The organism is Mesorhizobium sp. P160219, assembly GCF_057786095.1.
This window is the reverse complement of sequence record NZ_JBYNWG010000001.1, coordinates 558,270-570,737: the sequence shown is the minus strand read 5'-3', so window position 1 is coordinate 570,737 and position 12,468 is coordinate 558,270. Positions and strand designations below refer to the sequence as shown.

The following is a 12,468-nucleotide window of genomic DNA, read 5'->3' as shown; positions in this document are numbered from 1 at the left end:
CCGGCAGGCTTCTGTTCCAGTCGTCCAAACGATTGGCTCAGGGCCGAGGCGCTGATCCCACTCAGGCCGGAACTTTGGCCTTCCGACCCTTGGCTTTCGCCGGCGCGGCCACTGCAGCCTTGCGGCCGAGGCCGATCGACTTGGCCAGCTCGGAGCGCGACGCCGCGTAGTTGGGGGCAACCATCGGATAGTCGGCCGGCAGGCCCCATTTGGTACGATAGGCTTCCGGCGTCAGGTTGAAATGGACGCCGAGATGGCGCTTCAGCGATTTGAATTTTTTGCCGTCCTCGAGGCAGATGATGTAATCCGGCGTCACCGACCGCTTGGGATTGACGGCCGGGATCTGCGGCGCCGCCACTGGGGCTGGCGGCTGGCTGAGCCCGCCGATCGACGCCGCAACGCTGGCGATGAGATCGCTCAGGCCGGCAACGGGCAAGCGGTTCTTCTCGACGTAAGCGGACACGATATGGGCGGTAAGCTCGAGCAGGTCGATGTCCTTGTCAGAGTCGTTGCTGTCGTCGGCCAATTTATCTCTCCGTCGCTAGGGGGGTGGCGGAAACTCCCAGAGTGGTCCCAGCGGAGCCGGAAATCCGCTCTAGTCATTTGTCTTGCCGCATATGTGCGGTTGCGCCAGATGATTCCATCCGGTGCCACCGATCTAATCGCCAAATCTGCGTAACGCAATGACTTCGTATCGCGCCACACGTCATTTTGAACAACTATACTGAATTTTAATACTATCAGACGATCAGCGCCTTGTCGCGCCATAGTCGAAAACCGCCCTCGAAAGCGCGCGTATTGTCGCCGCGCCTGGATGTGGCGGGCAATTCATCCAGTCTGTCGACATTGCCGCCGCCGATGACGACATAATCCGGCTGCAGCGCCGCACGCAGCCGCTCGACGACGTCGACAACGTATTTGCGCCATTTTTTCTTGCCGTATTTCTCCAGGCCGCGCTCGCCGACATAATCTTCGAAACTGCCGCCCTTGCGGTACGGCAGATGCGCCAGTTCCATTGGCTGGCCGACATTGTTGAGGATCATCGCCGCGCCCAGGCCGGTGCCGAGGCCGAGGAACAGCATGCGCCCGCCATCGTAGCTGCCGATCGCCTGCAGCAGCGCGTCGTTGACGACCTTGACCGGCTTGCCGAAGGCGGCGGCAAAATCGTAGCCGTCCCAGCCCTTGCCGAGATTGGCGGGATCGAGCGAAGGCCTGTTGTGCCTGACCGGGCCGGGATAGCCCATCGAGATCACGTCATAGGGCAGCCCTTCGGCCAGCGTCTTCACCGTGGCGACCATCTGCTGCGGCGTCAGATCCGGTCCGGAATCGGCCCGGCGCATCTCGCCGCCTGCGCTGGTGAGGATTTTTACGTGCGAGCCGCCGACATCGATCGTCAGCACGATCGGTTCCGCCTTGGCCTTCGCGGGCCTGGCTGCCTTGGCCATGTCGTTTCCTCCGCTCACTTGGCGCGTTCCCCGTTTCAGGGAAACGGGGGAATGCTCCAACTCTTTGTTTTTACGCAATTCCGGACGGAAAAACCGCTCGCACTTTCCTGGAATTGCTCAAGTCGGATTGATCCAGCCGTTGGGCGGCCCGAAGCTGGCCATGGCGTCGGCAGGCCCCCAGGTCTTCGGCTCATACATATGCGGCGGCGTGGTGTCGCCCAGCACCGGGCCGACGATGCGCCAGGCAAGCTCGCTGGCATCCTGGCGGGTGAACAATTGGCCATTGCCGTTCATGGCATCGCCGATCAGCCGCTCATAGGGCGGCATGTCGCCCTTCGAATCGTCGAGCGCGGTGAGCTCGACCTGCTCGCCGACCATATCGTCGCCGGGCGCCTTGCGTTGCGCGCCGATCGAGATCGCCACCTGCGGGTCGATGCGGAAGCGCACGTAATTTGCGTCGCTGGGCTTGATCGGATCGAAGACGTCGAGCGGCGGCCGCTTCAGCCGCACGATCACTTCGGTCACATGCACCGGCATGTTCTTGCCGGTGCGGATGAAGAACGGCACGTCCTGCCAGCGCCAGGTGTCGACCATGAAGCGCACGGCAGCAAAGGTTTCGACCGGCGAGTTCGGCTTCACGCCGGGTTCAGCGAGGTAGCCGGTGAACTGGCCGCGCACGACGTCGTCCTTGGTCAGCGTGCGGATGGCGCGCAGCACCTGCACCTTCTCGTCGATCAGATCGTCGGCCGAGCGGCCGACCGGCGGTTCCATGGCGAGCAGCAAAAGGATGTTGAGCAGATGGTTCTCGATCACATCGCGGATAGCGCCGACATCGTCATAGAATTTGCCACGGCCTTCGACGCCGAAGTCCTCGGCCATGGTGATCTGTACGCTTTCGACGAAGTTGCGGTTCCAGATCGGCTCGAGAAAGGAATTGGCAAAGCGGAAATAGAGCAGGTTCTGGATCGCCTCCTTGCCGAGATAGTGGTCGATGCGGAAGATCGACTGCTCTTCGAACACCAGATGCAGCACGCGGTTCAGCCAGCGCGCCGATTGGAGATCGTGGCCGAACGGCTTTTCCACCATCAGCCGCGCGCCATGCGCGGTACCGGATTGCTCCAGCCCCTGGACAACGGTCTCGAACATGGTCGGCGGCACCGCCATATAGTGCAGCGGCCGCTGCGCCGAGCCGAGCGCCGTCTTCAGCTTCTCGAAGGTCGCGCCGTCGCGGTAGTCGCCGCTGACATAGCGCAGCAGACTGGCGAATTTGGCGAAGATCTTTTCGTCGATCTTGCCGAGAGCGTTGACGATGCCGTCGCGGGCCCGCGCCTGCAATTGGTTGATGTCCCAGGCATCGAAGGCGACGCCGATCACCGGCTCGGTCAGCGTCCCCTTGGCTACCATCTGGTAGAGGGCCGGAAATATCTTCTTGTGGGCAAGGTCGCCGGTTGCTCCGAAGAGCACCAGCGTGTCGGACCGTTCCGGGCTCATCTTGCGCGTCTCCCCTGCGGCCTTCACTTGCCGGCCTTCGGCTTTTCGACATGGCCGCCAAAGGCATAGCGCATGGCCGACAGCAGCTTGTCGGCGAATTCGGATTCGCCCTGCGAGGAGAAGCGGTCGAACAAAGCCGAGGACAGAACCGGCGCCGGCACGCCGGTGTCGATCGCCGCCTTCAGCGTCCAGCGGCCTTCACCGGAATCGGAGACGCGGCCGCCGAACTGGGCCAATGCCGGGTCGCTCTTCAGAGCGCCGGCGGTGAGGTCGAGCAGCCAGGAGCCGATCACACTGCCATGGCGCCAGACCTCGGCCACCTGCGGCAGGTCGATGTCGAACTGATAGTATTGCGGGTTTTCCAAAGGGCTGGTCTCGGCGTCGGCAGTGCGCTGTCTTTTGCCGGCATTGGCCGATTTCAGGATGTTCATGCCTTCGGCGTAGGCGGCCATGACGCCATATTCGATGCCGTTGTGGATCATCTTGACGAAATGGCCGGCGCCGCTCGGTCCGCAATGCAGGTAGCCAAAGGGTGCGGTCCCGCCCGCCTTGTCGGGCGTGGCGCCGGCATCGGCGCCGGGCGCCAGCGTGGCGAAGATCGGATCGAGGTGTTTGACCGCCGTATCGGGGCCGCCGATCATCAGGCAGTAGCCGCGCTCCAAGCCCCAAACGCCGCCGCTGGTGCCGACATCGACATAGTGCAGGCCCTTGGCCGCAAGCTCGGCCGCCTGGTCGACAGCGTCGTGATAATAGGAATTGCCGCCGTCGATAATGATGTCGCCGGGCTCCATCAATGCTGCCACCTGGTCGGCGATCTTGCCGGTGATCGCCGCCGGCAGCATCAGCCAGGCGCTGCGCGGCTTGGAAAGCTTGCCGACGAACTCCTCCATCGATGCGGCGCCGATGGCGCCATCGGCAACCAGGGCGGCAACGCTTGCCGGGTTGATGTCGTAGACGACGCATTGATGGCCGTCGCGCATCAGGCGGCGCACCATGTTGGCGCCCATCCTGCCCAGTCCCATCATTCCGATCTGCATGGTGTTGTCCTAGTCGCTTGAGGAAAGAAATTGCTGGCGAGTTAGTTCTCAATGCCGACGGTGAAGTCGACATTCTCCCAACGGTCGCCGTCGGGCCAGAAAAAAGTGAAGACGATCGTATTACCTCGCGGAATATCGGTCACCGGCAGATCCGCCATATGGACGCCAAAGACATTCACGGACGTGTTGATTTCATGGCTGGTCTGCCACTGGTCGCCGCTCCAGCGGATCAGTGCCGGCTGCAGCAGTTCAACCCGCAGCGTCTTGCCGGCTTCCATGGTGCGCAGCCTGTTGTTGAAGCGCCATATCCTCAGCGGCGAGCCGGTCTTGTCCCTGACATAGCGCTTGACGCCTTGCGGCGGCATGTCGAAGACGGCGCCGTCGCGGAGCGAGCGCAACAGCTTGATGTGTTCCGAATGCGCCCAGACCAGCGGCATGGCGCTGCCCGACGGCTTGCCCAGCCACAATTCGCGCTCCGGTATGTCGGCGCCGTCCCAGACCTGTTCCGGCAGCAGACCGCCCACCCCAGCCGAAGCCTCGAATGTGTCGAGCAGGCTTGCCGCCTTGTCCTTGCGGCCGGCGGCCAGCTCGTAGTGAGCGCGTTCGCCGGCCAGCAACGGCCAGGGTCGGCCCTGGCCGTTGCCGTCGAAGGGGGCGCCGTCGGCGTGTTCGCCATAACCGTCGCTGGTGTAGCGGTACCATAGAGGCCCTTGCGGCAGGTCGCAGCGCAGTTGCGCGTCGATGATCTTGACCGTGCCGACGATGCGCGGATCGTCCGCGGCCCTGAGGCCGAAGCGGACCAGCGCCAGCGCGTCCGGGCTGACAATCGCTTCGGCCGGCTTGTCGGTATCGCCCGGCGGACGGTTCTTGATCGGTACGAAGCCGTCCTTCGGCGATGCGGCGCCTGAAGCGTCGGCCGGCGCGATGCGGATGTAGTACCCGTCGACGCCAGCCTCGTGGCACTCCGGTGTGCCGCTGACATAGGTCCAGCGCTCGATCTGGTCGTTCCAGCAATCTGCGACCTCGCGCAAATAGTTAGCCGGCTCGGGTTTGCCGTTGACGTCGAACAGATCGGCGGCGCCAAGCAGTGCCGATATTTCGACGGCGAGCGTGAATGGGCTGTAGCCCGCGTCCTCTTCCCAGCGGTCCTGCCCGGTGACGGGGCCATTGCGCACGATATAGGACGCTGCTTTCTCGACCATCGGCATGAAGGCGGCGAGCTTTGCGCGCGGCAGGTGGCCGGCGCGGTGCAGCGCATCGGCAAGCAGCAGCGGGAAGGCGCATTCGTCCATCTGGATGCCCGGCCAATAGAGCGAGCCGTCGAGCCACACATTTTGTGGCCAGTGGCCGTCCGGCTGCTGGATGGAACGGAGATAGGCGAGGATCTCAAGCGCCTGCGCCGGATCGCCGGCGGCGAGGAAGCCGCCCGCAGTTTCGACGAGGTCGCGCGGCCAGACCAGATGATATCCGCCAAGGTCGTCGTCGCCCTTGCTGAACCCCCAGGGGATCGACAGGCTGGCGACGGCCGCACCGGGCCTCGCCAGCGACAGGTGTGTCGCCAGCACCGCTGTGCTGACGCGGTAGGTGTTGAGGCCGGATGCATCATGGTGGTCGAGCGCCGTCAGGCCTGCCTGCCATTTCCGCCATTTCGCGACATAGACCTTTGCCGCCGGCTCAAACCCGCGTTTCAGGCTGGCGGCGGCGTTTTCGGCCGCTTCATCCGGCGTTGCCCCAAACCCAAGCGCAAGCAAGGCTTTGCTGTTGCGTAAGGAAAAGCCGATCTCGCCGGTCAGCGCGACATTGCCGTCCTCCGCCCTTTGGCAGGCCGGATTGAGCCGGCCGGCGCGGCTGAGTTGCTGCCAGCCGTCGGAAAAGCCTGCATAGCCGGCCGAGCAATCACCCCAGGGCAGCGAGGATGCAAGCGCCAGGCAGGTGCCGCGCCCGGACGCGAACAGCATCGGCCTCCCCTTGTGCTCGTCGGTCCAGGCGGTGTTGCCCATGCCGGCATTGACCAGATGCGGCGCCAGCAGGGCGTAGACGCGGTAGTCCGTGGCCACGCCCTCGAGTGCCGTGAAGCTGGTTTCCTGCAGCAAGGCCGGGCGCGCCGGATCCGCCAGGATGCGCTTTTCGATCTGGTAACGCGCCGTCGCGTTGATCAGCCGGTAGGCGGGCACGCCGTCCTCGAACGGCTCGATGGCATGTGTGGCGTCACGCTTCTCCTCGGAAAACCAGCCGCCGGGACCGGTGACCAGCAGTCCCATGTCGCGCGTGCAGGCGCTGTCGAGGCCGGGATAGTAGACTTCATTGACGATGCCATGGCTGAGCGTGAACCAGACGCGGCTCGCCGTCGAAAGCGCGGCACCTACGCCGCTCTTGGCGCTTGACGTCCAGCGCGCCGGAATTCCGGGCGCGCCCATTCTTTTGGGTGCACTGGGGGGAAGGGTCGGCGGCGTCGCTGCCATGCATGGTCTCCTGGGCCCTTCCCTAGACCAGCAGGCGAAGGCTTTTCAATCATCGCACCTGAAGTTGATCGCCAAAGCGTAACCGATCGCAGTTGACAAGCGAGCTCATCTGCATTTGTCTGACAATAGATAAAAAACAGGCAGCCAACGCCAAAACCATCAGCAACAGTCGGCGGGGCCGACAATCCATGGGAGGATTATGACATGAAGAAACTGCTCGTCCTGAGCGCTCTGGCGGCGATGCTCGCCTCGGGCACGGCGCTTGCCGACACCAGCGGCAAGAAGATCGCCTTCTCCAACAATTACGCCGGCAATTCGTGGCGCCAGGCGATGCTCGACAGCTACGGCATCGTCACCAAGAAGGCGGTGGAGGACAAGATCGTCGGCGCCGCCGACATCTTCACCACCGCCGACAAGGAAGTGCCGACGCAGGCTGCCCAGGTGCAGAACCTGATCCTGCAGGGTTATGACGCCATCGTCATCAATGCCGCATCGCCGGATGCGCTGAACGGCGCCATCAAGCAGGCCTGCGATGCCGGCATCGTCGTCGTCTCCTTCGACGGGACGGTCACCGAACCTTGCGCCTACCGCGTCGTCGTCGACTTCAAGGACATGGGCAAGCAGGAAGTCGAGCAGATGGCCAAGTTCCAGCCCAAGGGCGGCAATTTGCTGGAAATCCGCGGCCTTGCCGGCACCTCGATCGACGATGCCATCCATGCCGGCATCCTCGAAGGCGTCGCCGCCCATCCCGAGTTCAAGATCGTCGGTTCGGTGACCGGCGACTGGGACCAGACGACGGCGCAGAAGGCGGTCGCGACGATCCTGCCTTCGTTGCCCGACATCGTCGGCATCGTCGACCAGGGCGGTGACGGTTATGGCGCGGCACAAGCCTTTGCCGCCGCAGGCAAGCCGCGTCCGACCATCATCATGGGCAACCGCCAGGACGAGCTGAAATGGTGGAAGGAGCAGAAGGACAAGGATGGCTACCAGACCTGGTCGGCCTCGATCGCGCCCGGCGTGTCGTCGCTGGCCTTCTGGGTGGCGCAGCAGGTGCTCGACGGCCGCACCGACATTCCGCATGACCTTTTGGTGCCGTATCTCGCCTTTACCCAGGACAATTTCGAGACCGAGCTGCCGAAAATCAAGGAGGGCGGCGTCGCCACCCACGAATACAGCCAGCAAGACGCAATCGCGGCGATCAAAGCCAATATCAAGTGATGCATTGCATTCATTGCCAGCGGCATGACCGACCGGATATCGTTGAGCATGCCTGAGGCCAATACGGACATCATCAGACTGGGCGGCGCCGAAAAACATTTCGGCGCCGCCCATTTGGACATCATCAGGCTTAACGGCGCCGAAAAACATTTCGGCGCCGTTCGGGCGCTTAACGGCGTCGACTTCCATGTTGTATCAGGCGAATGCGTCGGGCTGGTCGGCCACAACGGAGCCGGCAAATCGACGCTGATGCATATGGTGGCCGGTACGCTGCAGCCCGATGGCGGTGAGATCGCGGTGCGTGGCAATGCCGAAACCGACTACTCGGTGGCGCGCGCGCTGAAACTCGGCATACGCTGCGTGTTCCAGGAACTGTCGCTCTGCCCTAACCTCAGTATCGCGGAGAATACGTGCATCAACCATCCGGCGCTCACCGGCTTCGGCTGGCGACGCAAGGCGGCTGCTCTCATTGCCGCCAAGCTGGACGAAATCTTTCCGGATCACGGCATCTCGGCAGACGACATTGCCGGCGATCTCTCCATCGGCCGGCGGCAGATGGTCGAGGTGGCGCGCGCCTTCACGGTGACGCGCGATCCGCTCGACTTGGTCATTCTCGACGAGCCGACCTCTTCGCTGGACGCGCATACTGCGGGCCAGCTGCTTGCCTTCGTGCGCCGTTTCGTAGCCACCGGGGGCAGCTGCATCCTGATCTCGCATGTGCTGGGCGAGGTGCTGCAGAATGCCGACCGCATCGTGGTCATGCGCGACGGCAAGGTGGTCGCCACGGACGTTGCAAAAGCGTTCGACCGCGACCGGCTGGTGGCCACCATGGGCGGCGCGGAAGCGCGCGAGAAGATCGCGGCGGAGATCGCCGCCAGGCCGGCGGCGGGCCCGCTCAGGGTGCGGGCGCGGCCCGAGCGGCAGCAGGACGGCAAGGAGCTTGTCGCTCGCGCCGGCGAGATCATCGGGCTTGCCGGGCTTGCCGGCCATGGCCAGACCGACCTGTTGCTGGCGATCTTTGCCGCCGCGACGCGTAGAAGGCTTGATATCGAGGTGACCGCCCCGGTGGCGCTGGTGGCCGGAGACCGCCAATCGGACGGCATTTTCCCGCAATGGTCTATTGCCGAAAACATCGGCATCCGCTCGCTGGCGCGGCTGCGCAAAGGGTTGCTGATCTCGCCGCAGCGCGAGGCCGAGCTTGCTGAGTTTTGGAAGCAGAAGATCGGCATCCGCACGCCTGACATGACCAACAACATCTTCTCGCTGTCCGGCGGCAACCAGCAGAAGGCGCTGTTTGCCCGCGCACTGGGTTCCGATGCGCAGATCGTGCTGATGGACGATCCGATGCGCGGCGTGGACATCGGCACCAAGCTTGAGGTCTACGATCTCTTGCGCGAGGAGGCGGCCAAGGGCCGGACCTTCCTCTGGTACACCACCGAGACCGAAGAGCTCGACAATTGCGACCACATCCATGTCTTCAAGAACGGCCGCATCGTCGCCAATCTCACGCGCGACGAGCTGACCGAGGAAAAGATCATCCAGTCCTCATTCGGCGACGCGGCCTGAGATGACGGCAATCGCTCCCGGCCCGACGACCTCGCCGCGCAGCAATGCCGCCCGCGCGCGCCTGTTGCGCAGCCTGTTGCCGGCGCTGTCGCTGGCGCTGGTGGTTATCGCCATCGCCTGGCTCAACCCACGCGCCATCAGCTATTTCGGCTTCAGCCTGATGTTGAACCTGGCTATCCCGATCGCGCTGGCGACGATCGCCCAGATGTTCGTCATCGCCGGCAATGAGCTCGATCTGTCGATCGGCACTTTTGTCGGCTTTGTCGGCTGCGTCACCGCGACCTGGCTGAAGGACGCGCCGCTGCTCGGCGTGGTCATCCTGCTCGGCGCCATCGGGGTCTATGCACTGCTGGGCGCATTGATCCATCTGCGCAATCTGCCGTCGATCGTGGTAACGCTGGGCATGAGCTTCGTCTGGCAGGGGCTTGCCATTCTGGTGCTGCCCAAGCCCGGTGGCAAGGCGCCGGACTGGCTCTTGTCGCTGATGGCCTTCAAGCCGCCCTTCATTCCGTTCCCTATCATCGCCGCGCTGGCGATCGCAGCGGTGGTGCATTTTGGGCTGATGCGCACCTCTTATGGCGTCATCCTGCGGGGATCCGGCGGCAATCCGGCGGCGCTCAGGCGCGCTGGCTGGTCGCTGCTTCGAACCAAGATCGTGCTGTTTGCGCTGACCGGCCTATTCGGCGTTCTGTCCGGCATGGCGCTGATCGGCATCACCACCTCGGCCGACGCTAATATCGGCAATGGCTACACGCTGCTGGCGATCGCCGGCGTCATCCTCGGCGGTGGCGAGTTCGTCGGCGGCCGGGTATCGCCGATTGGCGCCGTGCTCGGCGCGCTGACACTGGCGCTGGCGGCATCGCCTCTGCTCACCTTCATGCACATTCCGCCGGATTGGCAGGTCGCCGCCAACGGCGCCATCCTGATCATCGTGCTGGCAGCCCGCGTCCTGATCAGTCGCAGGGAGAGATAGCGATGACATTTGTGAAATCGCTGGCCGCCAAACCCTGGATATGGTCGTTCATCGGCGCGATGTTCGTCTGGCTGGCGACCATCGCTTTCACCGGCGGCTATGGTGGCGGTGGCATGGTCACGGCGGCACTGTCGCTGGCGGTGTTCACCGTCATCGTCGGAGTCGGCCAAATGTTCGTCATCACGCTCGGGCCAGGCAATGTCGACCTGTCGCTGCCGGCCAATATCGGGCTCGCCAGTGCCGTCGCCATGAAGGTCATGGGCGGCAGCGATTCCATGATCGTGGTCGGGCTGCTCGCCGCGCTCGCCTGCGGCGCCGCCATCGGTGCCGTCAACTATCTCCTGATCTGGGCGCTGAGGATCCCGCCGATCATCGCCACTCTGTCGGCCAGCTTCATCATCCAGTCGATCGACATCAGCTATGGGCGTGGCCTGCAGATCAAGCCGCCGCCCGGCTTTGCCGATTTTGCCAACTGGCAAATCCTGGGCATTCCAGTGCTGGCGATCCTTACCGTATTGTTCACCATCGGTGCGGCCATCGCCTTGCAGCGCATGATCTATGGCCGCTCGGTGCTGGCGATCGGCCAGAACATCCGCGCCGCGTGGCTTGCCGGCGTCAATGTCGGCCGCACCCGCTTCCTCACTTACACGCTGTCGGGCGCGCTCGGCGGCATGGACGGGGCGCTGCTCGCCGGCTATTTCCGCGGCGCCAATGTCGATATCGGCAACGAGTACCTGCTGGCCTCGATCGCCGTCGTCGTCATCGGCGGCACCTCGGTCGCCGGTGGCAAGGCCAATGTTCCCGGTGTCTGGGGCGCGGCGCTGTTCCTGGTGCTGCTTCTGACCATGCTCAACACGTTCGGCGTCAGCGCCGGCGTTCGGCTGTTGCTGACCGGGCTGATCATCGTCGGCGTCATCACCGTAGCCGGTGGCGAGAAGGCGGTACGCTAGCGCCCGCTCCTGCCAGCGACACCGCCAAATTTGACCATGTGGACAAAAGTCCGCACCCGTTCCATAGTTCCGCGTCTGATTTCGGAACAGCCGGCTCGACACGGCTGTCAAACAGAGGGGCACTAGATGGAAAACCGGAAAAACAAATCGCAATCGACCGGCCTGTCGCGGCGCGACGTGCTGGAACTCGGCGCACTTGGCCTGGCCGCAGCCATGCTGCCGGGTGCAGCCTTCGCCAAGGACAAGAAGCTGAAGGTGGCGGCGATCTTCGCCACGCCGATCGAGGAGCCGTGGGACAACCAGATTCACGTCGCCCTGCAGAAGGCCGAGAAGGAACTCGGCATCGAATACAAATGGTCGGAAAAGGTGCAGACCGCCGATTTCAGCCGCGTCATGCGCGAATATGCGCAAGGCGGGTATCAGCTGGTGCTGGGCGACGCCTTCGCCGCCGAGCGTGAATCGCGCCGCACGGCAAAGCAGTTCCCGAAGACGGCATGGCTGTTCGGCTCGGGCGCCGGCCCGGCCGAGCCCAATTTCGGCGTCTTCGACAACTGGATCCACGAGCCGGCCTATCTCTCCGGCATGATCGCCGGCAAGATGTCGAAGTCGGGCACGATCGGCGCGGTGGCGGCCATGGGCATTCCGGAAGTGAACCGGCTGGTCAACGCCTTCTTTGCCGGCGCCAAGGAGGTCAATCCCAACATCAAGAAGAAGGTCGCCTTCATTGGCTCGTTCTTCGATCCGCCCAAGGCCAAGGAAGCGGCGGTCGCCCAGATCGATGCCGGCGTCGATGTCATCTATGCGGAGCGCTTCGGCGTCATCGAGGCGGCGGTGGACAAGAAGATCCTCGCCATCTCCAACATGTCCGACCAGTCGAGCCTCGGCCCCGACACGGTCATAACCGGGCCGGTCTGGGACATGTATCCGACGGTCGAGCAGGCGATCAAGCTGGTCAAGGCCGGTGTCTTCACCGCGCAGGACTATGGCGATTTCTCGCGCATGGCCAAGGGCGGGTCGTTCCTGGCGCCCTACCATAAATTCGACAAGACGCTGCCGGCGGATGTGAAGGATCTGGTCGAGAAGAAGAAGGCCGAGATCCTGGAAGGCAATTTCCGGGTGGATGTCGACGAGAACACGCCGGTTTCGGATTAGCTCGGCGTACCCCTCCCCCTTGAGGGGAGGGTGGCCCGCAGGGCCGGGTGGGGTCCTCCGCGAAGTGCTCCATCCTGCTAAGTCATAGGTTGAGGCAGTTGAGGTGACCCCACCCGCCTCGCTTCGCTCGGCACCCTCCCCTCGAGGGGGAGGGGTATCTCCGCAGGAGCATCC

Annotated in this window: 10 protein-coding genes; 5 read left to right on the top strand and 5 right to left on the bottom strand. The window is 63.8% G+C overall.

Annotation, left to right across the window (positions count from 1 at the left end; genetic code table 11):
- Positions 1-61 precede the first annotated feature (61 nt).
- The 5 genes from AC3EMP_RS02805 to AC3EMP_RS02785 form a co-directional block, all read right to left on the bottom strand.
- Entirely contained in the window at positions 62-526 is a 465-nt protein-coding gene (locus AC3EMP_RS02805) for a Ros/MucR family transcriptional regulator (RefSeq protein ID WP_023687743.1), read from the bottom strand.
- A gap of 214 nt (positions 527-740) precedes the next feature.
- Positions 741-1,445: an ROK family protein gene (locus AC3EMP_RS02800; RefSeq protein WP_023736802.1), complete on the bottom strand. Its 705-nt coding sequence runs from the start codon at positions 1,443-1,445 to the stop codon at positions 741-743.
- Positions 1,446-1,562: 117 nt separating this feature from the next.
- Positions 1,563-2,936 (bottom strand): glucose-6-phosphate dehydrogenase, encoded by a 1,374-nt coding sequence (zwf, locus tag AC3EMP_RS02795; protein ID WP_023736803.1) that lies wholly within the window; start codon positions 2,934-2,936, stop codon positions 1,563-1,565.
- A 23-nt stretch (positions 2,937-2,959) separates the two neighbouring features.
- On the bottom strand, positions 2,960-3,973 hold the full coding sequence (gene gnd / locus AC3EMP_RS02790) for a phosphogluconate dehydrogenase (NAD(+)-dependent, decarboxylating) (protein ID WP_023683928.1): 1,014 nt from the start codon (positions 3,971-3,973) through the stop codon (positions 2,960-2,962).
- A gap of 41 nt (positions 3,974-4,014) precedes the next feature.
- Positions 4,015-6,435: a glucan 1,4-alpha-glucosidase gene (locus tag AC3EMP_RS02785; RefSeq protein WP_023736804.1), complete on the bottom strand. Its 2,421-nt coding sequence runs from the start codon at positions 6,433-6,435 to the stop codon at positions 4,015-4,017.
- A gap of 204 nt (positions 6,436-6,639) precedes the next feature.
- Between AC3EMP_RS02785 and AC3EMP_RS02780 the strand changes: the two genes are divergently transcribed.
- The 5 genes from AC3EMP_RS02780 (at position 6,640) to AC3EMP_RS02760 (ending at position 12,294) form a co-directional block, all read left to right on the top strand.
- On the top strand, positions 6,640-7,653 hold the full coding sequence (locus AC3EMP_RS02780) for an ABC transporter substrate-binding protein (RefSeq protein WP_023736805.1): 1,014 nt from the start codon (positions 6,640-6,642) through the stop codon (positions 7,651-7,653).
- A gap of 48 nt (positions 7,654-7,701) precedes the next feature.
- Complete coding sequence (locus AC3EMP_RS02775; RefSeq protein ID WP_352597691.1) at positions 7,702-9,219, top strand: sugar ABC transporter ATP-binding protein; 1,518 nt, start codon at positions 7,702-7,704, stop codon at positions 9,217-9,219.
- A 1-nt stretch (position 9,220) separates the two neighbouring features.
- The gene (locus AC3EMP_RS02770) at positions 9,221-10,192 is read left to right on the top strand and encodes an ABC transporter permease (RefSeq protein WP_023687749.1); all 972 of its coding nucleotides are present in this window, start codon (positions 9,221-9,223) and stop codon (positions 10,190-10,192) included.
- 2 nt (positions 10,193-10,194) lie between these two features.
- The gene (locus AC3EMP_RS02765; RefSeq protein WP_352597689.1) at positions 10,195-11,142 is read left to right on the top strand and encodes an ABC transporter permease; all 948 of its coding nucleotides are present in this window, start codon (positions 10,195-10,197) and stop codon (positions 11,140-11,142) included.
- Between the two features lie 126 nt (positions 11,143-11,268).
- Entirely contained in the window at positions 11,269-12,294 is a 1,026-nt protein-coding gene (locus AC3EMP_RS02760) for a BMP family protein (RefSeq protein WP_023670460.1), read from the top strand.
- The last annotated feature ends 174 nt before the right edge of the window (positions 12,295-12,468 follow it).

Excerpts from the sequence above, each read along its gene's own strand:
- AC3EMP_RS02775 (WP_352597691.1), top strand. The coding sequence starts at position 7,702 with ATGCCTGAGGCCAATACGGACATCATCAGACTGGGCGGCGCCGAAAAA.
- AC3EMP_RS02800 (WP_023736802.1), bottom strand. The coding sequence starts at position 1,445 with ATGGCCAAGGCAGCCAGGCCCGCGAAGGCCAAGGCGGAACCGATCGTG.
- gnd (WP_023683928.1), bottom strand. The coding sequence starts at position 3,973 with ATGCAGATCGGAATGATGGGACTGGGCAGGATGGGCGCCAACATGGTG.
- AC3EMP_RS02785 (WP_023736804.1), bottom strand. The coding sequence starts at position 6,435 with ATGGCAGCGACGCCGCCGACCCTTCCCCCCAGTGCACCCAAAAGAATG.
- AC3EMP_RS02780 (WP_023736805.1), top strand. The coding sequence starts at position 6,640 with ATGAAGAAACTGCTCGTCCTGAGCGCTCTGGCGGCGATGCTCGCCTCG.
- AC3EMP_RS02765 (WP_352597689.1), top strand. The coding sequence starts at position 10,195 with ATGACATTTGTGAAATCGCTGGCCGCCAAACCCTGGATATGGTCGTTC.
- AC3EMP_RS02760 (WP_023670460.1), top strand. The coding sequence starts at position 11,269 with ATGGAAAACCGGAAAAACAAATCGCAATCGACCGGCCTGTCGCGGCGC.
- zwf (WP_023736803.1), bottom strand. The coding sequence starts at position 2,936 with ATGAGCCCGGAACGGTCCGACACGCTGGTGCTCTTCGGAGCAACCGGC.
- AC3EMP_RS02770 (WP_023687749.1), top strand. The coding sequence starts at position 9,221 with ATGACGGCAATCGCTCCCGGCCCGACGACCTCGCCGCGCAGCAATGCC.